The sequence below is a fragment of the Gemmata sp. genome (assembly GCF_051859125.1).
GTDB lineage: Bacteria > Planctomycetota > Planctomycetia > Gemmatales > Gemmataceae > Gemmata.
This window is the reverse complement of the sequence record NZ_JBHYGG010000090.1, coordinates 1-21266: the sequence shown is the minus strand read 5'-3', so window position 1 is coordinate 21266 and position 21266 is coordinate 1. Positions and strand designations below refer to the sequence as shown.

Here is a 21266-nt window from a genome sequence, read left to right as displayed (position 1 = left end):
TCCCTGACCCCATCCCGTCGTTCCACCGGGCAGACTTTCGGGAGGCGGGACGGTGGTGCCCGAGCGTTCACCGCGCGGGAAGTGGGCCGCCCGATTGACCAGGGGCGGCACGTCGGTCGGGGGCGAGCATCGGCAGGATGCGGGCCCGCACGTGCCCGTCTTCGAGGGACCCGTAGTGGCCCCCCGTGCGCCCGGTCTGCTCCACCTCGGGGCCCCAGGGGTGCTGCCGCAACCGGGCGTAAAGGGCCTCGTCGCCGGGGCCAGCAGCGACGTAGCGGAAGCCGACGCGGCCCGCCACCGGGGGGAGCCGCCGGTCGGTCGTGCCCGAGAGGGCCATGCCCAGCCCCAGCACGAACCAGTCGCGCTCGCTGTAGAACACGTCGATGCCCTCGCGGGTGGCCCGGAGGGCCGGCCTCAGGTCGTAGCGGGACGACACCGAGGGGGCCAGCAGCACCACCCGGTCCACGCTGTCGGGGGGCATGGCCTCGGCGGCGAGCAGCAGCACGGCGCAGCCGGCGCTCTGCCCGACGAAGCAGATGCGGCACCCGGGGGAGCGCGCCTGCCACTGCCGCGCCTCCCGGGCCAGGGCCTCCCCCTTGAGTTGCAGGTTGCGGGAGTCGAGGTGGTCGAGCATGAAGCGACCTTCCCCGTGTGACCACTCGACCCGTTCGACCCGCAGCGGGGCCCGCTCCTCGGCGACCACCTGCGCGAGGGTGTCGGTGGTTTCCCCTAGGCCGCCGGCCCCGTCGGCGCAGAAGACCACCGCCACCGCTCGGCCCGGTGCCGGTGCCGGTGCCGGCCGGGCGGCACTGGTCACGGGCCGGTCCGGCCCGGCGGTGCAGCCGGAGGGGAGTGCGAGCAGGAGGACAGCCCAGCGGCGCGCCAACATGTCCGCCTCCTTCCGGGGTCTGACGACCATCGTAAACCCGCTCGGAGGCCCGGTGCAGGAAAACCCCCACCCTTCGCCGGTCAGGGGCGGTCGGGCGGCGGCGCGACCGGCAAGGTTTTGCCCGCTTACCCGGCCGGCGTCTTCACCCCCGCCGCCGCGAACCGTGCCGATCCCGTACCGGGCCACCGCGGTGCGGAGGTTCCGCGTCGGCCGAGCCGGGGTCAACGGCCCCTGCCGCGCGACCGTCTCGTTGTGCCGCTCGGACTTTCCACGGTGCTTCACCGCACCGTCACGAAGTCGTTGTGGTTGATGAGCGCCTGGACCACCTGCAACCGGGCGCGCTTCGGTGCGTCCTTGGCGTCCTTCAGCGCCGCACGCAGTTCCGCCAGCGCGTCAAGGCACGTCGCGAGTTCGTCCCTGGTGGGCGACGAGCCCAGGACCGCCTCGAACGCGGCCGCCACGAACGTCGCGTCGCCGGCGGTGCCGAGGCGCGCGTGGAGCTGGTCGTTGAGCTTCGCGGCCGCGGCCATCGCGAGCCGGCTGTTCGAGAGCGCCAGCGCCTGCTGCGGGACGATGCTCTCGGTGCGGCGGTAGCAGTCGAGCACGTTCGCGTTGTCGAACACGTCGAGCAGCTTGTTGTGCTCGTTGTGCGAGTGGAAGAAGTACATCGAGCGGCGCTTGCTCGCGTCCTGCGCGGCCATCGGCACCGGCGGGCCGCCGCGGGCGGGGTCGAGGTCGCCGGTCAGGTGCAGCAGGCTGTCGCGGACCACCTGCGCCTCCATGCGGATCGGGTTCATGCGCCAGAGCGCGCGGTTCTCGCCGTCCGCCTTCGCGCTCGCCCCGGCGCCGGCACTCGATGACGACAGGCGGTAGGCGGCGCTCGTGACCATGAGCTTGTGGAGGTGCTTGAAGCTCCACGCGTTCTCCATCAGTTCGACCGCGAGCCAGTCGAGCAGTTCGGGGTGCGTCGGCGGCGTGCCCTTGCGGCCGAACTCGAACACGTTGGCGACGAGCGGCGTGCCGAAGTGCCGCAACCAGAGGTGGTTCACGGCCACTCGCGCGACGAGCGGGTTCTGGCGGTCGGTGAGCCACCGCGCGAGCGCCGTGCGGCGGCCGGTGCTCGTGTCCGGGAACGGCCGGGCCTTCGACGCGGCCGGCTCGACGTTCGACTCGGCCGACTTCACCGACCCGAGCGGCGGCCCGGCCTTCGACGGGTCGCTGATCGCGGCCGCCAGCGCCGCCAGTTCCTTGTCCGCGGCGCTCGCCGCGGCGCGCGCCGGGAGCGCCGCCCACGCCAGAAACGCGGCGCGATCGCTCACGACCGCCTCGGCCCTCGCGAGCCGGTCGTTCGCAGCAGCGAGCTTCGCACCCGCGGGCTTGCGGAGAGTCTCGGCGATCTCCGCGCGGCGCAGCGGCTGGAACGCCTCGGGCGGCAACTTCACCGCGGTGATCTTGAACCCGGTGGGGTTGAGGAACTGCGGCACGCCGGGGACCACGGTGCGGGTCGGGTCCGGGTTCCGCTCGTCACCGCGGACGTGGAACGGCGTCTTCGCGTCGAGGTTGCAGTCGAACGCCCGCGGGACGCCGTTCTTCGCCGCATCCGGCTCGCCGGGCACGAGGTCGGTCCGCAGTTGGTACGGCTCGAACACGGCGCGGAAGTTGTAGTACTCGCTCTGCTTGAACGGGTCGTACTTGTGGTCGTGGCACTTCGCGCAGTTGAACGTGAGGCCGAGGAACCCCTTGCCCGTGTGCTCGACTACCTCGTCGAGCCACGTCGTACGGTTGAACAGGAAGTACGGCCGGGCGAGGTAGCCGGTCGCGCGGAGCTTCTGTGGGTCGGTCGGGTACAACTCGTCGGCCGCGAGCATCTGGCGGACCATCTCGTCGTACCCGAGGTCGGCGTTGAAGCTCTCGACGACCCAGTCGCGCCAGTGCCAGATGTGCTTCTGGCTGTTGCGGAGTTCGGCCCCGAGGCCCCACCAGTCGGAGTACCGCCAGACGTCGAGGAAGTGCCGGCCCCAGCGCTCGCCGTACTGCGGGCTCGCGAGGAGCCGATCGACCACCTTCTCGTAGGCGTCCGGCGACGTGTCCTTCAGGAACGCCTCGGCCTGTGCGGGCGTCGGCGGCAGGCCGGTCAGGTCGATGTGGACGCGGCGGAGCAGCACGCGCCTGTCGGCCGGCTTCACGGGTTCGAGCCCGCGCTTCGCCCACTCCGCGGCGACGAACGCATCGATCGGGTTCGCGCCCCCCTTCGGCACCGGCGGCCGCACGGGCGGGCGGAACGCCCAGTGGTCGCGGGGGTCCGGTTCCTGCGCGTCGTCGGCCGGCACCTTCGCGCCCTGCTCGACCCACGCTGTCAGCTTGGCGACCTGCTCGGGCTTGAGCGGGTGGCCCTCGGGCGGCATCCGCGTCTCGTCGTCCGCTGCGGTGATGCGCTTGACGAGTTCGCTCTCGGCCGGCTTGCCGGGCACGACCGCCCCGGCCTTGAGCATGTTCGCGCCGCTATCGACGCGGAGCTTCCCCTTCTGCGCGAGCGACCCGTGGCAGGCGTAGCACCGCTCCTGCAGCAGCGGCTTGATGTCCCTGCGGTAGTCGACCGGCTCGGCCGCGGCGGCGTGCGGCGCGAGCGGGGCGAGGAGCAGGAGCGCGAGGAATCGCATGGTGGAGTTCCGAAGTGCTTACCCAACCAGAGAAGGAATAAACGCAGCCAGTTCGGTCTGAGACGGTGCCCACTCGATGAGCGACGGGTGATCCTCCGACAAGAACTCCTGTCGGCCTTCGACGATGCGGGCCAGCCACTCGCCCAGGTCAAAATAGTTCAAACTCCCGTCGAGGTTGTCCCGGTCCACGAGCTGGACCCCCCGGTCGCGGGGACCAGAGCGAGAGACGCAATAGAAAGCAAGGGAGTCCCCTTGCCGCCCCACGGCGACGAGATCCTTCGGGCACCCCCGCTTCCATGCCAGGTGAGTGTTGTCCACGATGCTGCCGAGTACAAAATCGTCGTCCCCTAAACTATCGTCGTAGTTCGCGACACACGCGAGCGCCTCATCCGGCAGGCAGCACGTTAACGCTTCCTCAACAGCAGCCACCAGTGCCACGTTCAATTCAGCAGGCGGGAGCGCCCGGAGCGGCCCCCGGGTGGCGTCACAGACCTCGGTGAAGTGACGTAGCGAGTAGAGAGCGGACCGCACAGACTCTCTCAGTCGAAGCGGCCCCGGGCTCGGCGGTTGGTAGTCCTTCCCTCGTATCGCCATCGCTTCCCCTTCAGTCGCTTCGACGAAACATTACCGCAGCACGGCGCGTACGGGGCGGCCGCCGTGCGAGACGTGAATGGGGCGGGCGGTGTGGTCGGGCACCATCGCCTCGGGGTCGAGGCCGACGAGGTGGTACACGGTCGCCGCGAGGTCCCCGGCCGACACCGGGTGGTCGACCGGGAACGCGCCGATCTTGTCGCTCGTGCCGTGGACCACCCCGGGCCGCGTGCCGCCGCCCGCGAACAGGCAGAACCCGCACTGCGGCCAGTGGTCGCGGCCGGCCTTGCCGTTCACCCTCGGGCTGCGGCCCATGTCGCCGGTCACCACGACCAGCGTCTCGTCGAGCAGCCCGCGGTCGGCGAGGTCGTCGACCAGTGCGGACACGGCGCGGTCGAGGAACGGCAGCAGCAGCTTCCGCAGCATGTTGAAGTTGTTCTCGTGTGTGTCCCAGTGGCCGTTCGGCTTCGCCTCGGTGTGGACCGTGACGAACGTGACGCCGGCCTCGGCCAGCCGCCGCGCGAGCAGCACGCTGGAGCCGAACAGGTCGGTGCCGTACCGCTCGCGGAGCTTGAGCGGCTCGCCGGTCAGGTCGAAGGCGCACTTGGCCCTCGGCGACAGGAGCAGGTCGAACGCGGCGTCGCGGCGGCCGCCCTCCCTGCGGCCGTCGAACCACGCGGAGTGCGTGTCGAGTTGCTGAACGAGCGACCGGCGGGTGTTGAGGGCGTCGAGCGTGATCTCGCCGGTGAGCCGCGGCAGGCACGGCTCGCCCTGCGGGGTGACGTCGGCGTTGTAGAAGTCCTTGTCGGCGCTCGTGTCCTTACCGACGTGCCGCTCGGCGGTGGCGAACACCGGGTCCCACTTCGGGCCGAGGTACCCGCCGTACGGGCCGGCGCGGCGGAGCCCCTGCGTGTACCCGGGGTACGCGGGGAGCACCACGTACCCGGGCAGCTCCTTCCCGCGGCCGACGCCGAGGTACTGGCACACCGACGGCACGCTCGGGTGGTTCGTGGGCCGGGCGAAGTAGTCGAGCTGGTCCTGGCCGCCGTCGAACCCGGTCATCACGCCGTACGGGTTGTGCGAGTTGTACTTGTGCGAGACGGTCCGCACGACCGCGAGCCGGTCGAGCCGCTTCGCGAGCAACGGGAGGTGCTCGCAGACGCGGACGCCGGGCAGCGCGGTGGCGGTGGTGCCGAACGCGCCGCGGATGCCGTCGGGCGCGTCGGGCTTGGGGTCGAACGTGTCGATGTGCGACGGCCCGCCGAACAGGTCGATGAGGATGACGCGCTTCGCGGCCCCCGGGCGCGGCCCGGTCGAGTTGCTCGCACGGGCGAGCAGCGGGCGCGAAGCCACGGCCCCCAGCGCCGCGAGCGAACCGGCGCGGAGCAGGTCGCGGCGGGTGACGCCGTTGCAGACCGCGGACGGGTGACCGGTGACCCGGAGCATGGCAGGATTCCGGGAAGGGAGAGCGGGAGGCGGGCGATCCGGCAGTGACTGGAGCGTACCCCGGTACCGAGCGCGGTTCAAGGAGAAAGCGAGGCGTCGCGGGGCCAGCGTGATGACCGGTCGCTTCAGCCGGTCGCGCCGGTGACGAAAATGCCGGGGCCGGGCGCAACTCCGGCTCCCGGTTGTCGGTCGGGTGCCCCCCAACGTTGCAGAATCGTGTCCGCCGCCCGGCCGTGTCCGTTATATTCCGCGTATTCCCCCCAATCCGTTTGTCGGCGGCCGTTCGCCGCCGCATCCGCGGGCATTCGGCATCCCCGGTGTCCCGGGTCGGTGTGTTAAACTGTCCGCAATAATCGACGTGTGTCGCGCGGTCCGCACCCTGATTCTCAGCCCGGAGTGTAGGGACATGAACCCGCTCGTTCGCTTCCAGCCGTCCCTCGACTCGCTCGGGGACCGCGTCACGCCGGCCGCGCTCACGCTCACGGTCCCGCACACGGTCGCCCCGTCGAGCATCGTCGTGACGCTGCCGAAGCCGCAGCCGCCCGCGCCCCCGGCCCCCACCGACGACGCCTTCGAGGACAACGACAAGTTCGCGCGGGCCAAGGACATCGGCAGCCTCACCGGCGGGGCGCTGAACTCCAAGGCGGCGGCGTCGCTCACCGGGCTGATGCTGACCGACAGCGCCGACTGGTTCAAGTTCACGACCTCGCGGCCCGGGGCGGCCGGGAGCAACGTCCACATCCGGTTCGACCACAGCCGGGGCGACCTGAACCTGCGGCTCTACGACTCCACGGGGGCCGTGCTGGGCCGGTCCGCGGGGACCGGGGACCGCGAGGCGGTCTCGCTCGCCGGCCGGCCGGCCGGCACGTACTACGTTCAGGTCCGCGGGCTGGGCGGCGCGTTCAACCCGAGCTACACGATCTCGGCCAAGCAGGCCGTGCTGACGACCACGCCGTCGGCACCGCCGACCTCGCCGCCGGGCGGGCCGGGCACGCCGGGCGGGCCGACGTTCCCCCCGGCGCCGGTGTCCGGGTTCAACATCGCCCTGCGGTTCAGCGGCCTGACGCCGACCCAGCAGGCGGTCTTTCAGAACGCGGCGAACCGCTGGGGCCAGATCATCACCGGCGACCTGCCGGACGCCGTCTTTCAGGGGATCTTCGTCGACGACCTGCTCATCGACGCCTCGGCGACCCCGATCGACGGCGTCGACGGCATCCTCGGGCAGGCCGGGCCGGACGCGTTCCGGGTCGGCGGGGCGGGCCTGCCGGTCCACGGGTTCATGCAGTTCGACACGGCCGACCTCGCGGTGCTGGAGCGGACCGGTGACCTGTTCTCCGTCGCCCTGCACGAGATGGCCCACGTCCTCGGGTTCGGCACCCTGTGGCAGACCAAGGGCCTGGCGGAAGGGATCGGCGGCATCAACCCGCAGTACACCGGCGCGCAGGGGACCGCCGCGTTCAACACGGTGTTCGGCCGGAGCGGCGCGTCGGTGCCGCTGGAGCCGTTCGGCGGCCTGGGCACGGACGGGTCGCACTTCAGCGAGGACCTGTTCGTGACCGAACTCATGACCGGGTTCCTCGACCCCGGCGTCCTCAACCCCCTCAGCATCGTGACGGTCGGCGCGATGGCCGACCTGGGGTACGCGGTGAACTTCGGCGCGGCCGACCCGTACGTCCCCGTCCGGTGACCCGCACGGTGGGCGACTCGCTCCGCGAGTCGCACCCCGGGGCGACGATGACACCCGGTGAGCCGCGTCGCGCGGCCGGTGTCCCTCGCACCGCGAGGGCCTGCTTTCGAAGCCGAAGCCCCGAGGGCCACGCGCAAGGAGCGCGTGGCCCGCTCGTTTGTGGGCGAATTGGGCGGCGAAAGAATTTGGAAAGAAATCCGCGAACCGCGCGAACCTGGGAGGAGAGGTCGGCGTCTGAGAGGAGTACCGCGACCGGGGTTCGCCCCGGTTCGCGTTTGCCGCCCGCGGGCCGCGGGCGGTTGCCAGGCGACCGAAAGAGTGTTAAGCTCTGAGGCTCCTGGCCGAGTCGGCGAACCGAAACCGGCCCGACGAGTGGCGCTTGAACCTTGTAACCCGTTTCACCCCTAACCGTTCCAGATGACCTCCTAACTTCATCCCGGGCGGCCCCTCGTGAGAGGGCGACCACCCAAACGTCCGTCGGAGGATTGCGATGCTTGCGACCCTGAAGACCCTGGTGCTGAAGACCGCGACGGTGACCGGCGTGAAGCTGGTCACCCCGGCCGATCGCATCGGTCTGGGGTTCGGCGTCGCCGCGTATCCGACGGACAACCTGTCCCCGGGGCAAATCCCAATGCCCCACAATCCGGAACCCGAACTGGTCCGGTCACGGGAAGAGTTGTCCGCACCGCAGTCGCGACAGCAACTGCACGCGGGTGGCGAAACCGTACCCCCCGGTGGTTCGGCCGGATGTCTTCCTGGTCTCACGGCGACCCGGTTCGCGCCGGCAAGTGCCTCTCCTTTAACGAGGAGTTGGCGCGCGGCGACGCGAACGGCGGCAGCAGGCGGCACCCGCGAGGGGCTACCCGTGGCCGTACCCGGCTCGGCCGACTTTTCCCGCGACCTTGGTCGAACGGACCGCTTCGGACGCGACTGCCAATCGCTCCGCCGGTTCCGCGACCTGAGAGGCGCGAAACGGGAAGTCGGCCCGGCGGCGGCAGCCGGAAAGTGAGGTGGCCCACGGCATAACGTAACACGACCCCCGGATTGACCTCGGCGACCCGCCTGCGCGGGTCCAGATGCACAACCAGAGTCGCGTTGCGCTTTGCGCGTCGGCCACAACCAGGAAATCGAACCCAACCACGCTGGTCCCTGATCGCGTTGTCGGTGGCGTCGCCGGGTCACACGGTGCGCCGGTGTCGCGTGACAGACGGGGTGCCCATCGCCCCAGTCGTCCCGCGGTCCCCACCGCGCATGTGCCGCCCGAGACCCAACCGCCTGCGCCACGACGGGCAACAGCCGCCGCGGGTAGCCCCGTACCGGTCCGCGATGACCTTCGGCCCCGATGTCGCGCCCCCCCAGGGCGCGGCGCCCGAGGGGCCGGTCGCGACCGGGCGGGAGCGAACCGCCCGAACGAGAGACGCCGGCCCCCCTCCATCTGATCCTGGGGCGGGCCGCCTCCCGAGCGGACGCGCGGGCCAGCATGACGCACACACGGGATCGGGACAGGAACCCAATCATGAGCTGGAACGAGATCACCGTGCTGGTCGAGAAGGCGAAGACGGGCGACCGGGAGGCCTACGGGGAGCTGGTCGTGCGGTTCCAGAACAGCGTCTTCGCGATGGCGCTGGGCCGGGTCCGGGACCCGCTGGAGGCGCAGGAGCTGGCGCAGGACGTGTTCGTCCACGCGATGCGGAAGCTCCCGCAGCTGCGTGACCCCCGGTGCTTCGCCGGGTGGCTGCGGCGGATCACCGCCCGGATGGCGATCAACCGGCTGACCCGGAAGGGGCCGCTGTTCGGGGCCGACCCGGAGGTCCTCGACGCGGTCGCCGGCCGCGAGCGGACCCCGGAGGACGCGCTGGAGGTCGGCGAGGCCGTCGAGCAGCTCAAGGAGGGGCTGGCCGAGCTGAAGCCGCTCGACCGGCAGACCCTGGAGGCGTTCTACATCCGGGGCCGGAGCCTGAAGCAGATGGCCCGGGAGTTCGAGGTCCCGACGGGGACCATCAAGCGGCGGCTGCACGTCGCCCGCCAGCGGCTCAAGGACGCGCTGGAGGCGATCGACCCGGCGCTGGCCGAGCGGTTCGCGGGCCTGGCCGGCGAACTGGCGGCCGTCTAAAGTTGCGGGCCGCGACGACCTGATCCCGTGAGCGAACGCCGGTGGCCCGCCACCGGCGTTTCGCGTTCCCCCGCCGCCGGGTACCATTGTCGGTACCCCGGAGGCGAACCGATGCCGCTGCGCGACCACTTCCACCCGCCGCTACAGAACCGCCCCAACGCCGAGAGCATGACCGCGAGTTGGGCGACGATGCTCCTCTTGCGATTGAACGCAAGCGTTCTGCCCGCGGGGTATCGCGCCGAACAAGAAGTGTTCGCTGGCCCCCGCGTCACGATCGACTTGGGTGCCCTCCAGAACCCGCCCGCGCCCGGGCCGGCGAACGGTGAGGGGGGCGTGGCGGTGGCCACCCGTCAGTACGCCCCGGCCGCCGTCCTCGCCGGGGAGGTTGGGTTCGCGGACGCCGATCTGTTCGAGGTTCGCGTCATCTCCGATGACGGGCGGATCGCTGCGGCCATCGAACTGGTGAGCCGGTCGAACAAGGACCGTCCCGATACCAGGCGGGCGTTCGCGGTAAAGTGCGCGAGTTACCTCCAGGCGGGGGTCTCGGTTGTGTTTGCTGACTTCGTGACCTGCCGACGGAGCGACATGCACTCCGAGCTGGTGTCGCTCCTCGACCTCCCTGAATCGCTGCACTGGTCGAGTTCGTCCGGGATCGCGGCCGTGTCGTACCGGGTGCTCGGGGCGGGGGACGGGGTGCGGATGGAGGCGTGGCCCGCGGAACTCAGGGTCGGAGAGCCGCTCCCCACCGTCCCGCTGTGGTTGGATCGTGACGTGGCGGTTCCCTTGGACCTGGAGGGGTCTTACGAGGCGGCCTGGGCCGGCCACCGCCGCTGACGAACCGTGAGGCTGTACGTTGCCGCTTGCGAATCACTCCGAATCGACTGACCGAAGTGTGATCGCGTCGGCGGGGCAGACGGTCGCGCACGCGGCGCACTCGACGCAGTCGAGTGGGCGCGGGAGCCACGGCACGGGGCCGGCCATTTCCAGGCAGTGCGTGGGGCACACGGCCACGCAGTCGCCGCACCCCGTGCAGCGGGCGGCGCTCAGCACCGGGAGTTCCGCGGTCGGGGTCACGGGTCCGCGTCCTCGTCGGCCAGGTCGATCACGCCGGTGGAGCGCCGCGGGGCCGGCAGCGCGAGTGTGGCGTCGCCGCCGACCACGCGCCGCACCGCGGCCGTGAGCAGCCCGCTCACCACGTCCTCCAGCACCGGCTTCGTCAGCGGCGGGAACAGGACGTACCGCGCCCCGAGGTCGAGCAGCGCCGCGGTCCACGCGGCCCGGTCGGCGTCGGGCAACTTCGAGTCGGCGACGGCGACCACGGGCACGTCGGGGGCGAGCCGGTGCGCGTCGGCGATCAGCGCGAGCGACGGGTGGGCGTCGTTGTGCGGGTCGAACTGCACGAGCAGCACCGCCGGCGACCGCTCCTGAGCGAGTGACAGTGCGGTGTCAACACTGCGGACCGGCCGCACCAGCCACCGGCTCTCGGCGGCCAGTTCGCGGAGCTGCCGGGCGAGCCAGCCGTCGAGTTCGAGGACGATCACGCGCGGCGACTTCATGGGGCAGCTCCGGTCGCTGACGCTCCCGGCTCGCCGGGTTTCGCGAGCCCCAGCGCTTCGATGCGCCGGCCGAGCCGCGTGCGGAAGATGCCGAGCAACTCGGCGGCCTTGCCCTGGTGGTTGTTCGCCCGGCGCAGCGCGACCTCGATGAGCCGCTTCTCCACTGCCTCCAGAATCGGGTCGAGAACGAGCGGCTTCGGCGGAACGGGCGGCGGCGCGATCCCGGCCCGCTCGCGCATCGCCCGCGGCAGGTGCCCGGGCTTCACCGTTCCGTTCGCCTCGGCCGCAGCGTCGGCCAGCACGTCGGCCAGTTCGCGGAGGTTCGCGCGCCACGGTTGCACGAGCAGCACGTCGAAGGTTTCGGGGGCGATGACCGCACCGGGCACGAGGCGCGACGCGAACCGTTGGAGGTCGGCGAGTCGATCGCGGAGCGGCGGCACGGTGACTTCGAGCACCGAGAGCACCGTGTGGAAGTCCGGGACGAGTTTGCCCCCGGCGACCTGCTCGGCGGCGGTGCGCGTCGAACCCGAGACGAGCCGCGGGGCGTTCGGCGCGTTCTGAAGGAAGACGTCGGCGAAGCGCTGTTGCAGGTCGCGCGGCAGCGCGGCGGGTTCCTTGAGGTACAGCGTTCCGACGGCGTCGGCGCCCAGCACCCCGCCGTGGCCGAATAGGAGGCTGTCGATCAGGTACGGTTGCAGGCCGGCGCAGTCGAGGCACACGAACGCCCCGCCCTTGCGCCGGCCCGCGTGGTGAACGACGCGGGCCGCCGTCTCCTTCCCGGTGCCGGGCTCGCCGAGCAGCCACAGCGGGGCGACCGACTCGGCCGCGTGCCGCAACTGTGCGAGCAACCGCACCGACGCGGGCGACGTGCCGGAAAACAGGTCGAGGCGGAATTGGTCGCCGTGCTTCGCGCGGTGCGCGGTGATCTCGGCCGGCACGCGGCGGGCGCTCGCACTGATCGCGTCGCTCACCACGGTGATGAACCCGACGGTGCCGAACAGTTTGTCGCCGCCCGCGAGCGGTTGGAACGCGATGTCCCACCACGGCGGGCCGCTGCGGGCGGTCGGGGCCGCGCGGCGGACGCGGTCCGGCTTGCCGTCGCGCGCCTCGGGCGTCGGGGCGAGCGCGGCGGCGAGCGGGGAACTGTGCCGGCGGTCGGAGCAGACCATCCCGAGCGCGTCGGCGAGCTTCACGCCGATGACCGCCTCGCACGCGGGGTTCGCGTACCGCAGCCGGCGGTCCCGGCCGAGCACGAACACGGGCGTGGTCGCGTGCTGGAAGAACGCGCGCCACGCGAACGACTTCGACCCGCGGGGGCGGCCGGTGCGGTTCGGCTCGGTCGGCTCGGCCATCGGTGGACCCGTCACGGTTGCGGGGCGTCACCTGCTCGGTGAATGAGAGCGCGACAGGTCGCGTTCTCATTCAATGGTACCGCGTCGCCGGCCGGCGCGCTCGGGGCCGGTGTCGGCTTCCGCCGCGATTCGGGCTCGATCCCGCAGCAACTCTGCGTCGCGGCGATCCACTCTTCGAGCGTGATCTCCTCGGACTCCGACCCGGGCGGGGGTGATTCCGGCACAGCAACTCCTCGGATTCCTGGCGCAGCGGCTATGGTATCATACGGCTCTTGCGCTGCCCCTTTCCGCTCCCCGAAGGGCTCACCCATGCTCCGCCTCGCGTGCCTCGCCGCGCTGCTGCTCGCGCTCGCCCCCGCACCCGCCCGTGCCGCCGCACCCGAGCGGCCGCCGAACGTCGTTTTCATCCTGGCCGACGACCTCGGGTGCTTCGAGTTGGGGTGCTACGGCCAGAAGCTCATCAAGACGCCGAACATCGACAAGCTCGCGGAATCGGGCATGAAGTTCACGCACTTCTACTCCGGGTGCCCGGTGTGCGCCCCGGCCCGCTGCACGCTGATGACCGGCAAGCACCTGGGCCACGCGGCGGTGCGGAACAACAAGGAGGCCAGGCCCGAGGGCCAGCACCCGCTGCCGGCCGGCGAGGTGACCGTCGCCGCGCTCCTCAAGGCGAAGGGGTACGCGACCGGCGCGATGGGCAAGTGGGGGCTCGGCATGTGGGACACCACCGGCAGCCCGCTCAAGCACGGGTTCGACCTCTTCTACGGCTACAACTGCCAGCGGCACGCGCACACGCACTACCCGACGTACCTCTACCGCAACGAGACCCGCATCGAACTGAAGGGCAACGACGGCAAGGCCGGCGAGCAGTTCACGCAGGACCTGTTCGAGGCCGAAGCGCTTTCCTTCATCGACAAAAACAAGGACACGCCGTTCTTCCTGTACCTCCCGTTCACGGTGCCGCACGTCGCGGTGCAGGCCCCCGACGACGCGCTCGCCGAGTACAAGGGCAAGCTCGGCGACGACCCGGCCTACGACGGCAAGAAGGGGTACCAGCCGCACCCGGCGCCGCACGCCGGCTACGCCGCGATGGTCACCCGCATGGACCGCACCGTCGGCCGCGTCGTCGAGAAGCTCAAGGCGCTGAAGCTCGACGGCAACACGCTCGTGATCTTCACGAGCGACAACGGCCCGACGCACAACGTCGGCGGCGCGGACTCGGACTTCTTCAAGTCGGCCGGCACCCTCCGCGGGCTCAAGGGGAGCGTGTACGAGGGCGGCATCCGGGTGCCGTTCATCGCGAGCTGGCCGGGCAAGATCAAGCCCGGCGCGACCTGCGACGAGCGGTTCTACTTCCCGGACGTGCTGCCGACGCTCTGCGACGCGGCCGGCGCGAGGCCGCCCGCGGGGCTCGACGGCGTCAGCATCTGGCCGACGCTCAGCGGCACCGGCAAGCAGACCCCGCACGAGTTCCTGTACTGGGAGTTCTCCGGCTACGGCGGCCAGCAGGCGGTAACCGCGGGCCACTGGAAGGCCGTGCGGCAGGCGCTCGGGAAGGGCGTCGTGAAGACGGAACTGTACGATCTCGCGAAGGACGAATCCGAGACGACCGACGTGGCCGAGAAGAACCCCGAGGTGCTGGCCCGGCTGGAGAAGATCCTGAAGGAGGAGCACACGCCGAGCGCCGACTTCCCGCTGCAAACGATCGATAAGCCTGTGAAGAAGTGAGTAAGAGCTGGTGGCGGAATGGGGGCCGCGTACTCGGTGTCGGGTTCAGGTGTGACCCCCTCACCCGCGACTCGCAGAGCCTCGTCGCGACCTCTCCGCCCGGACCGGGGGCGTCGGCGAGTGCGGAACGCGGAGTGAAGAGTGCGGAATGAAGGCCGGGTGTTCGAACTCCGCGTTCCGCGTTCCGAACTCCGCACTTCCTGAGCCCCGGTCTCGGGGGAGAGGTCGCCGCGCTTCGCGGCGGGTGAGGGGGCCGTGCGAACTGTTCCGCCACCGTTACCAAGTCGAGACTGCGCGCCGACGAGTGCGGCCCCTTTATGTCGCGTGGCCTTCGCCCGGAGAGCACCATGGATCGGAGAACGGGAAGCGCGGTGGCCGCACTCGTCGTGGTCCTCGTGATCTTCGGCGCAAAGCAGGTGCTGCTGGTGGACCGGACCGACCACAAGAAGGCCGCGCAGGAAGCTCTGGACAAGCACGCGGCGGACCGGGCCCGGCGGCTCGCGGGCCAGGACCCGCCGTACCAACTGGAGGACGCGAAGGAAGATTTCTCCGTCACGTTCCCGTCCCGGCCGACCCCAACGGACGTCGTCCTCGTCGGTCTCAACGTCGGCTTGGACAAGGACTGGGAACTGCCCTGGCTCGACGACACGACGTACTCGGTGCGGCGGCGGGGCACCGCCAAGCAGGTCGCGGACGAGGAGGCGTACGTGAGGGCCGCGGCGGGGCGGAAGATCGACCGCGAGAACAAGGTCAAGCAGGGGCGCCCGGAACAATGGGTCGTCGGCGAGCACCGGGAGTTCCGGCTCCGGGATCAGTTCCCGGCCGCCGAGTTCGCGTACACCTACAAGAAGTTTTCCCACCAGGAGGCCCGCAGCGGCCGCGTCCTGATCGTGAAGGTTCCCGGAGACCTCTACTACCTCCAGGCCGACGGCCCCCCGGACGTGATCTCCGCACCGGTCACGGAACGGTTCTTTGCGTCGTTCCGGTACGCCCCGAAGGAACAGCCGGCCAGGAAGCCGTAGCTGCCCGCGGGTGCTTCGCCGCAAGCGGCGGTCGCTACTCCAGGTCCATCCGCCACCACGCCAGCGCCGTGAACGCGACCCCGAACGCCGCCAGCACCCCGCACGCGGTGGCGATCTGCGCCGCGTCGGGGGCCGGGTTCGCGAGCAACTGCGAGTAGGCGTCGAGCGCCCAGGCGTGCGGCGTCGCGAGGCTCGCGGCCTTCATCTTCTCGGGCATCAGGTCGCGGGGCATCAGCGACCCGCTCACGCCGCCCAGCACCAGCACCAGCAGCGTGCCGTACACCGCCACCTGTGTCTCCGTGCGGGCGATGCTGGCGACGAACACCGACAGCCCCACCGCCGCGAGCGACGTGCAGACGACCACCGCCGCGAGCAGGTCCGGCCGCGAGCCCCACGTCATGCCGAACAGCACCCACCCGGCCGCGAGCAAGAAGAACCCCTGCGCCAGCGACACCACCAGGCACGGCAGCAGCTTCCCCATGAGGATCTGCCCGCGGGTGAGCGGCGCGGCCCGGAGCCGGGCGAGGGTGCCGTGCTTCCGCTCGGCGACGAACAGCCACCCGACGCTCAGCACCAGGAAGAACGCGAACATCACGGTGTAGGACGGCACGAGGATCTGGTACCGCACGGCCCCGCGGTTGAGGAAGCCGCTGCCGCTGGTGTCGCGGTACTCGGTCACGCCGTCGGGGTTCGCGGACCGGGCGCGGTCCTTGTTCAGCCCGGCCCACGTCTTCGCCTTGAAGTCGTAGTTCGAGAGCACCTCCTGCACGCCGTCGCGGACCTTCGGGCCGACCTCGGCGCGCACCGCGGGGGTCATCACCTCGCCGAACGCGATGTCCCTGCCGACGCGGGCCATGAGCTTCGGGTTGTTGAACGCCTGGCTCACCACCTCCTTGAATTCCTTGGAGCGGCTCGCGATGGTCGTGGCGTCGCGGAAGCCGACGGCCTTGAGCATCATCGCGGCGAACTCGGGGTCGCGCATGAGCGCGTCGAGGAGCTTCTGCACGACCGGGTCGAGTTCCCGCAGCACCGCGGGCGGCAGCGGCTTCGCGTCCTTGAGCTTCACCGCGAGCGACTCCATGAACGCGTCGTCGCCGACCCGCTCGAAGGCCCGGCCGATCATCCACGGGATCAGCACCCGCAGCAGCGTGACCTGGGCGACCTGCTCGATGGTGCTCGCCGTGACCGGCTGCGTCTGGTCCTTGAGGAGCGTGAGCCCGACCTCGCTCGTGCGGACGCCGTCGCGGTCGAACGGGTTGATCGGGGGCGGGTCCGCTTGCGAGAGGAACGAGCACCGGTTCATGCGCTCGGAGAACTCCGGCTCGAACACGATCACCGCCGCCCGGCGGTTCCGGGCGACGAGCTTCTCGGCCTCGGCCCGGTCGGTGATGAGTTCGAGGCGGATGCCGGCGGTGGCGGTGAGGTCGTCCATTACGACCTCGGACCACATCTTCTCGGGGAACGCCTGCCTGGTGGGGAGCCCGCGGTCGAGGTTCACGACGGAGATGCGCAGGCGGTCGTCGGGCTTCTCGCCGAAGCCCTCGCCGAGCGCCATGCCCAGCACGAGGATCAGCACCAGCGGCGTCACCAGCAGGATGACAGCGCTGCGCGCGTCCCGCAGGAGCAACCGGAGGTCTTTCGCGGCGAGCGTGAGAATGGGCATAAGTGTGCGCGCGTAGACGTTCGGCCGGGGAAGAGGGACCCGGTCATTCTAGCCGGGGCCGTGCCCCCGGACCGCGCTCGCACTTTGGACTCACCGTGGTCTGGAAGTGCTCACGGTTTCTCGACCACGATCACCCACTCGCGGTCCCGGGGCACCTCGAATGTCAGGCCCGACGTTTCCGGATTCGCGAACCGCGGGTGGATCAGCGGCTTCGCCACGAAGGTGGGATCGTACCCGCCCGGCGGCGGAGTGACGGCGTTATCGACGGCGACCTTGTAGGTGCCAGGTGCGATCCCGTCGGTCGGGGTGTAGGTGCCGAGGTCGAAGGTGCCGTCGGACCGGAGCCAGCCCGTTGCCCCGAGTCCGTTGCCGAAACTCACCGTGACGCGGCCGATGGGGAGCGGCGTGCCGTCCGGGAACTGAACCCGGCCGGACACGGGGTGCTGGCTGGTCCCGCACCCGACGGCGGCGGCGAGTGCGATCGAAAGAGTGAACCGAATCACGAGGCACCCGGGGGATCAGGGGAGGGTGAGCGGGTTGCCGTCTTGCATGTCGACGAGGTTGTTGAGCGTCGTGGGGTCGAGCGCGGTCGTGAGGGCCCGCACCGAGCCGTCGACGAAGAGGAACTGGGACACGCCCGGGTGCCAGCTCCCGATCGTCGGCCCGCCGCTGGTGAAGTTGCCCCCCTCGTAATCACTCGGAGACTTGGCGATCCCGCGGGCCGCTTGCCCCCACATGAAGAACTCCCCGTAGTGCCCGGGGCCGTGGTAGTAGGGCGTGTAATAGGGCGACCCGTCGCGCCCCTGGTCCGCGGTGAACGAGGCACCGCAACAGAAGCCCAGGCTCTGGGTCGTGAGGTGCTTTTCGCCGATCATCGCCGTGTTGCTGAGGCCGTCGGTCACGTTCGTGAAACGGTCCCGCGGCCGCCACCCGTCGTTCGGGTTGCCGAACGGGTAGGTGACGGTGATGGTTTGACCGTTGGTCGTGAAGGTAACAGGGGCGGTGGGAACCGGGTTGTTCGGAGCGACCTCGAACAGGTTCAGGATCGTGGCCGCGGTCGCGATCCGCATCGGCTGCCGCTGCTTGGCCCACTGGTCGGCCGCCCGCCAGTTCACGGACCCGTCGGATTGCACGCGGAGGATCGCGTAGTCGTTCACGGGGTCCCCCCGGTCGTTCTGGGCGCCCGGCCCGCGGCGACTGGGGCAGGTGTAGACCGGCACCCGTAACTTCTGCAGGATCGTCCAGTTCGCGGCCGACGCCGCTTGAAAAGCGGCCGACTGGCGGGACGCGCTCACCGTATCGGCACCGTACGACGCCGCCGAGTAGTCGAGCCCACTCGCGGCCGCGCCTTGTTCGAGGTAGGGCAGGATCAGCGCCCACGCCGTCATGCCGGTCACGCCGGTCGCCGACGGGGGGATTCCGTTCTGGTTGTCGTGGAAGCTGTGTGCGGCCACACCGATTTGTTTCAGGTTGGTCGAGCACTTCGCTCGGGCCGCTGCCTCGCGCACCTTCTGCACCGCCGGCAGCAACAACCCGATCAGAATCGCGATGATCGCGATCACCACGAGTAACTCAATGAGGGTAAAACCCTTGTTTCGACGACTCGGCATGGGCCACCCGGGGAGTTAAGGGTGCTTGCGAGAATGTATGAGAACGCGGATCGCAGACTTCGTTCCCAGGTAAGCGGTTCCGGGACCGCGCATCGGCAGGAAGTGTAGAGTACCCCCACGGTGGATCGCCAGCAACACGTTTCGCGTCTACATGATATTTCGACGATTGTCGAACAGCCTCCAACACGACCGGCCCGGACGGTTCCCCGGCTTCGCACACGTCGAATGCGGCCCCGGTCCTGCTAATCCCGCAGTTCGCGGCCGGTCAGGTGCAGGAACACGCGCTCCAGCGTCGGCTCCCGCGGGTCGATCGCGGTGACGGTCGCGCCGAGTTCGCCGGCCAGCGCCATGACCACCGGCAGCAGTTCCGGCACGGAATCGGTCGTCACCTCGAAGCCGCTGTCGAGCGGCTTCACCTGCTTCGCGCCGGGCACCTTCGCGAGCCGCTCCTCGAAGCCCGCGACGGGCTGTGCGAGCCGGAAGCGCACGCGGCCGTCGAGCGTCTTGAGCAGGTTCGGCAGCGTGTCGCACGCCAGCAGCTTACCGCCGTCGAGGACCGCGATGCGCTTACAGAGCGCCTGCACCTCTTCCATGTAGTGGCTGGTGTAGATCACCGTCACGCCCGCGGCGTTCAGCGCCTTCACCTGCCGGAAGATGTGGTTGCGGCTCTGCGGGTCCACGCCGGTCGTCGGCTCGTCGAGGAACAGCAACTTCGGCCCGTGGATCACGGCGGCCGCGAGGTTCAGCCGCCGCTTCATGCCCCCCGAGAACGTCCCGGCCCGGTCGTTCGCCCGGTCCGTGAGGCCGACCTCGGCCAGCACGGCGTCGACGCGCGATTCGAGCGCCGTGCCGCCGAGCCCGTAGAGCTTGCCGAAGAACCGGAGGTTCTCGCGGGGGGTCAGGTCGGGGTAGATCGCGAGGTCCTGCGTGCCGATGCCGACGAGCCGGCGCAGGTCGCGCGCTTTGCGGTTGAACGGCTGCCCGAACAGCTTCACCTCGCCGCCGTCGGCGTCGGCAAGCCCGCTCAGGATCGAGATGAGCGTGGTCTTGCCGGCCCCGTTGGGGCCGAGGAGCCCGAACAGTTCCCCGGCCCCGACGGCCAGCGTGACGCCGCCGAGCGCGACGGTTTCGCCGTAGCGCTTGCGGAGGTCCGTGACTTCGAGAATTTGCTCGGGCATGGCGACTACTATAGGGGATCGCTCCCCGCCGGGTCGCGGCCGAACATCATGACCACGTTCAACGACTCCCGCGTCCGCACCGCCAACGACCGCCCCCTGAACGCACGCGGGAAGTACGTGCTGTACTGGGCGCAGATGTTCCGGCGGCTGCACAGCAACCACGCCCTCGACCACGCCACGAAGCTGGCCGCGGAACTGGGGAAGCCGCTGGTCGTGTACGAGGGGCTGAAGCTCGACTACCCGTGGGCGAGCGCCCGGCACCACACGTTCCTGCTGCACGGGATGCGGGACAACGCCGCGGCCGCGAAGACGCTCGGCGTGACGTACTGGCCGTTCGTCGAGACGCCGGACCGGCCCGGCCGCGGGCTCGTGCGGAAGCTCGCGGCCGCGGCGTGCGCCGTCGTGACCGACGACTACCCGGCGTACATCGTCCCCGCACACAACCGGGCACTCGCGGCATGCGACGTGCCCGTCGTCCTAGTGGACGGCAACTCGATCGTGCCGCTCGCACGCCTGGGGGCGACGGTCGCCGCGGCGGCGCACCTGCGGCCCCGGATTCACAAGCTCTTCGCCGAGGCGTGGAACCATCGGGCGGTCGCGGAGCCGACCGTTCCGAGGGCCGCGAAGGCGAAGCTCGACCCGCCGTTCGCCCCCTGGGACGCGACGCAGGACATCGCGCAGTTCGTCGCGTCGCTGCCGATCGACCAGACCGTTCCGGCGGTCCCCGGGGTGGAGGGTGGGTGCGTCGCGGGGCGGGCGGCGCTCGACGAGTTCGTGACGGGCAAGCTCCACAAGTACGGCGAGGAGCGGAACAACCCCGACGCCCCGCGGCGGAACGCGGCCAGCGGCCTGAGCGCGTACCTGCGGCACGGGCACCTCTCGATCCAGGAGGTGGCCGAGGCCGTGCTGGGCGGCGACTGGACGCCCGCCGAGATCAACGCCAGCGCGAAGGGGAAGCGCGACGACTTCTTCTGCCGCGACGCCAACGTGAACGGGTTCCTCGACGAGGCGATCACCTGGCGCGACGTGGGCTACCAGTGGCACTTCACCAGGTGTGCGGAACTCGGGCCCCGGACCGCGGAACCCGGCACGGTCAGCCGGCAGGGCGGCACCGCCCCGCACTTCAACTTCGCCACCTTCGACTTCGCGCCCGGCGGCGAGTGCACCGCACTCGACCTGACGCTGCCCGACTGGGCGCGGGCGACGCTCCACAAGCACACGGCCGACACCCGCAAGCACCTGTACCGCCCCGACGAGTTCGAGAGCGCCGCCACGCACGACCCGCTGTGGAACGCCGCGCAGCGGGAACTGGTCGCGACCGGCCGCATCCACAACTACCTGCGGATGCTCTGGGGCAAGAAGGTGCTGGAGTGGTCGAAGACGCCGGCGGAGGCGTACGCGGTGCTGGAGCACCTCAACAACAAGTACGCGATCGACGGCCGCGACCCGAACTCGCACACGGGCATCCTGTGGTGCTTCGGCTTGTTCGACCGCCCGTGGCCGCCCGAGCGGCCGGTGTTCGGCGGCGTGCGGTACATGTCGTCGGAGAACACCGCGAAGAAGTTCAAGCTCGCGGGGTACTACGAGTACGTCAACGGGCTGTCGGGCGGCACCCCGAGCGGCCAACGCACGCTGTTCGACCCGTGAGGCGGCGCGGTGCCTTGTGAAATCGTCTTGGGATACGCACGAACTGACTGGCGGGCCGCCACGGAGGGCGGCCCCTACAAACCAAAGGCCGATGTCTGGTAGGGGCCGCCCTCCGTGGCGGCCC

General features: G+C 70.5%; 18 protein-coding genes. 7 read left to right on the top strand and 11 right to left on the bottom strand.

Translation table 11 applies throughout. The features are described 5' to 3' along the window. Positions 1–67: 67 nt before the first annotated feature. The 4 genes from ACTIGN_RS09990 to ACTIGN_RS09975 all read right to left on the bottom strand — a co-directional run bounded on the left by ACTIGN_RS09990 (position 68) and on the right by ACTIGN_RS09975 (position 5586). Positions 68–889, bottom strand: a complete 822-nt coding sequence (locus tag ACTIGN_RS09990; protein ID WP_439623346.1) for a hypothetical protein — start codon at positions 887–889, stop codon at positions 68–70. 278 nt (positions 890–1167) lie between these two features. Then, positions 1168–3549: a PSD1 and planctomycete cytochrome C domain-containing protein gene (locus tag ACTIGN_RS09985; protein ID WP_439623344.1), complete on the bottom strand. Its 2382-nt coding sequence runs from the start codon at positions 3547–3549 to the stop codon at positions 1168–1170. Between the two features lie 18 nt (positions 3550–3567). After that, positions 3568–3987, bottom strand: coding sequence for a hypothetical protein (locus ACTIGN_RS09980; protein ID WP_439623342.1), 420 nt, complete (start codon positions 3985–3987; stop codon positions 3568–3570). A 186-nt stretch (positions 3988–4173) separates the two neighbouring features. Continuing rightward, positions 4174–5586, bottom strand: a complete 1413-nt coding sequence (locus ACTIGN_RS09975; protein ID WP_439623341.1) for a DUF1501 domain-containing protein — start codon at positions 5584–5586, stop codon at positions 4174–4176. 406 nt (positions 5587–5992) lie between these two features. On the opposite strand from ACTIGN_RS09975, the gene ACTIGN_RS09970 reads away from it, so the two are divergent. The 4 genes from ACTIGN_RS09970 (at position 5993) to ACTIGN_RS09955 (ending at position 10220) form a co-directional block, all read left to right on the top strand. Continuing rightward, on the top strand, positions 5993–7273 hold the full coding sequence (locus ACTIGN_RS09970) for a pre-peptidase C-terminal domain-containing protein (protein WP_439623339.1): 1281 nt from the start codon (positions 5993–5995) through the stop codon (positions 7271–7273). Between the two features lie 490 nt (positions 7274–7763). Next, a complete protein-coding gene (locus tag ACTIGN_RS09965; RefSeq protein ID WP_439623337.1) occupies positions 7764–8282 on the top strand; it encodes a hypothetical protein in 519 nt (172 codons plus the stop codon). 507 nt (positions 8283–8789) lie between these two features. After that, entirely contained in the window at positions 8790–9386 is a 597-nt protein-coding gene (locus ACTIGN_RS09960; protein ID WP_439623335.1) for an RNA polymerase sigma factor, read from the top strand. A gap of 111 nt (positions 9387–9497) precedes the next feature. Continuing rightward, the gene (locus ACTIGN_RS09955) at positions 9498–10220 is read left to right on the top strand and encodes a hypothetical protein (RefSeq protein ID WP_439623333.1); all 723 of its coding nucleotides are present in this window, start codon (positions 9498–9500) and stop codon (positions 10218–10220) included. Between the two features lie 33 nt (positions 10221–10253). On the opposite strand, the gene ACTIGN_RS09950 is transcribed toward ACTIGN_RS09955, so the two are convergent. Genes ACTIGN_RS09950 through ACTIGN_RS09940 form a run of 3 tightly spaced genes read right to left on the bottom strand, consistent with a single transcriptional unit; the run spans position 10254 to position 12294 of the window. After that, positions 10254–10460, bottom strand: coding sequence for an ATP-binding protein (locus tag ACTIGN_RS09950; RefSeq protein ID WP_439623331.1), 207 nt, complete (start codon positions 10458–10460; stop codon positions 10254–10256). Further along, entirely contained in the window at positions 10457–10942 is a 486-nt protein-coding gene (locus ACTIGN_RS09945) for a hypothetical protein (RefSeq protein ID WP_439623329.1), read from the bottom strand. Before ACTIGN_RS09945 ends, ACTIGN_RS09950 begins: the two co-directional genes overlap by 4 nt. Then, positions 10939–12294, bottom strand: coding sequence for a sigma 54-interacting transcriptional regulator (locus tag ACTIGN_RS09940; RefSeq protein WP_439623327.1), 1356 nt, complete (start codon positions 12292–12294; stop codon positions 10939–10941). Before ACTIGN_RS09940 ends, ACTIGN_RS09945 begins: the two co-directional genes overlap by 4 nt. 309 nt (positions 12295–12603) lie before the next feature. Between ACTIGN_RS09940 and ACTIGN_RS09935 the strand changes: the two genes are divergently transcribed. Continuing rightward, positions 12604–14022, top strand: coding sequence for an arylsulfatase (locus ACTIGN_RS09935; RefSeq protein ID WP_439623325.1), 1419 nt, complete (start codon positions 12604–12606; stop codon positions 14020–14022). A 347-nt stretch (positions 14023–14369) separates the two neighbouring features. After that, positions 14370–15044 (top strand): hypothetical protein, encoded by a 675-nt coding sequence (locus ACTIGN_RS09930; RefSeq protein ID WP_439623323.1) that lies wholly within the window; start codon positions 14370–14372, stop codon positions 15042–15044. A 34-nt stretch (positions 15045–15078) separates the two neighbouring features. Here ACTIGN_RS09930 and ACTIGN_RS09925 read toward each other — a convergent pair whose 3' ends face one another. From ACTIGN_RS09925 to ACTIGN_RS09910, 4 genes are all read right to left on the bottom strand, one after another. Further along, on the bottom strand, positions 15079–16707 hold the full coding sequence (locus tag ACTIGN_RS09925; protein WP_439623321.1) for an ABC transporter permease: 1629 nt from the start codon (positions 16705–16707) through the stop codon (positions 15079–15081). A 110-nt stretch (positions 16708–16817) separates the two neighbouring features. Continuing rightward, positions 16818–17210, bottom strand: coding sequence for a hypothetical protein (locus ACTIGN_RS09920; RefSeq protein WP_439623319.1), 393 nt, complete (start codon positions 17208–17210; stop codon positions 16818–16820). A 15-nt stretch (positions 17211–17225) separates the two neighbouring features. Continuing rightward, positions 17226–18317 carry a DUF1559 family PulG-like putative transporter gene (locus tag ACTIGN_RS09915; RefSeq protein WP_439623317.1) on the bottom strand — a complete coding sequence of 364 codons (1092 nt, stop codon included), beginning with the start codon at positions 18315–18317 and terminating at the stop codon, positions 17226–17228. Positions 18318–18559: 242 nt separating this feature from the next. Then, positions 18560–19495, bottom strand: a complete 936-nt coding sequence (locus ACTIGN_RS09910; protein WP_439623315.1) for an ATP-binding cassette domain-containing protein — start codon at positions 19493–19495, stop codon at positions 18560–18562. A gap of 48 nt (positions 19496–19543) precedes the next feature. On the opposite strand from ACTIGN_RS09910, the gene ACTIGN_RS09905 reads away from it, so the two are divergent. Next, positions 19544–21142: a deoxyribodipyrimidine photolyase gene (locus tag ACTIGN_RS09905; protein ID WP_439623313.1), complete on the top strand. Its 1599-nt coding sequence runs from the start codon at positions 19544–19546 to the stop codon at positions 21140–21142. Positions 21143–21266: the final 124 nt, after the last annotated feature.

Coding starts and splice junctions, on each gene's coding strand:
- ACTIGN_RS09990 (WP_439623346.1), bottom strand. CDS start 889: ATGTTGGCGCGCCGCTGGGCTGTCCTCCTGCTCGCACTCCCCTCCGGC.
- ACTIGN_RS09985 (WP_439623344.1), bottom strand. CDS start 3,549: ATGCGATTCCTCGCGCTCCTGCTCCTCGCCCCGCTCGCGCCGCACGCC.
- ACTIGN_RS09975 (WP_439623341.1), bottom strand. CDS start 5,586: ATGCTCCGGGTCACCGGTCACCCGTCCGCGGTCTGCAACGGCGTCACC.
- ACTIGN_RS09970 (WP_439623339.1), top strand. CDS start 5,993: ATGAACCCGCTCGTTCGCTTCCAGCCGTCCCTCGACTCGCTCGGGGAC.
- ACTIGN_RS09965 (WP_439623337.1), top strand. CDS start 7,764: ATGCTTGCGACCCTGAAGACCCTGGTGCTGAAGACCGCGACGGTGACC.
- ACTIGN_RS09960 (WP_439623335.1), top strand. CDS start 8,790: ATGAGCTGGAACGAGATCACCGTGCTGGTCGAGAAGGCGAAGACGGGC.
- ACTIGN_RS09955 (WP_439623333.1), top strand. CDS start 9,498: ATGCCGCTGCGCGACCACTTCCACCCGCCGCTACAGAACCGCCCCAAC.
- ACTIGN_RS09945 (WP_439623329.1), bottom strand. CDS start 10,942: ATGAAGTCGCCGCGCGTGATCGTCCTCGAACTCGACGGCTGGCTCGCC.
- ACTIGN_RS09940 (WP_439623327.1), bottom strand. CDS start 12,294: ATGGCCGAGCCGACCGAGCCGAACCGCACCGGCCGCCCCCGCGGGTCG.
- ACTIGN_RS09935 (WP_439623325.1), top strand. CDS start 12,604: ATGCTCCGCCTCGCGTGCCTCGCCGCGCTGCTGCTCGCGCTCGCCCCC.
- ACTIGN_RS09930 (WP_439623323.1), top strand. CDS start 14,370: ATGGATCGGAGAACGGGAAGCGCGGTGGCCGCACTCGTCGTGGTCCTC.
- ACTIGN_RS09925 (WP_439623321.1), bottom strand. CDS start 16,707: ATGCCCATTCTCACGCTCGCCGCGAAAGACCTCCGGTTGCTCCTGCGG.
- ACTIGN_RS09915 (WP_439623317.1), bottom strand. CDS start 18,317: ATGCCGAGTCGTCGAAACAAGGGTTTTACCCTCATTGAGTTACTCGTG.
- ACTIGN_RS09910 (WP_439623315.1), bottom strand. CDS start 19,495: ATGCCCGAGCAAATTCTCGAAGTCACGGACCTCCGCAAGCGCTACGGC.
- ACTIGN_RS09905 (WP_439623313.1), top strand. CDS start 19,544: ATGACCACGTTCAACGACTCCCGCGTCCGCACCGCCAACGACCGCCCC.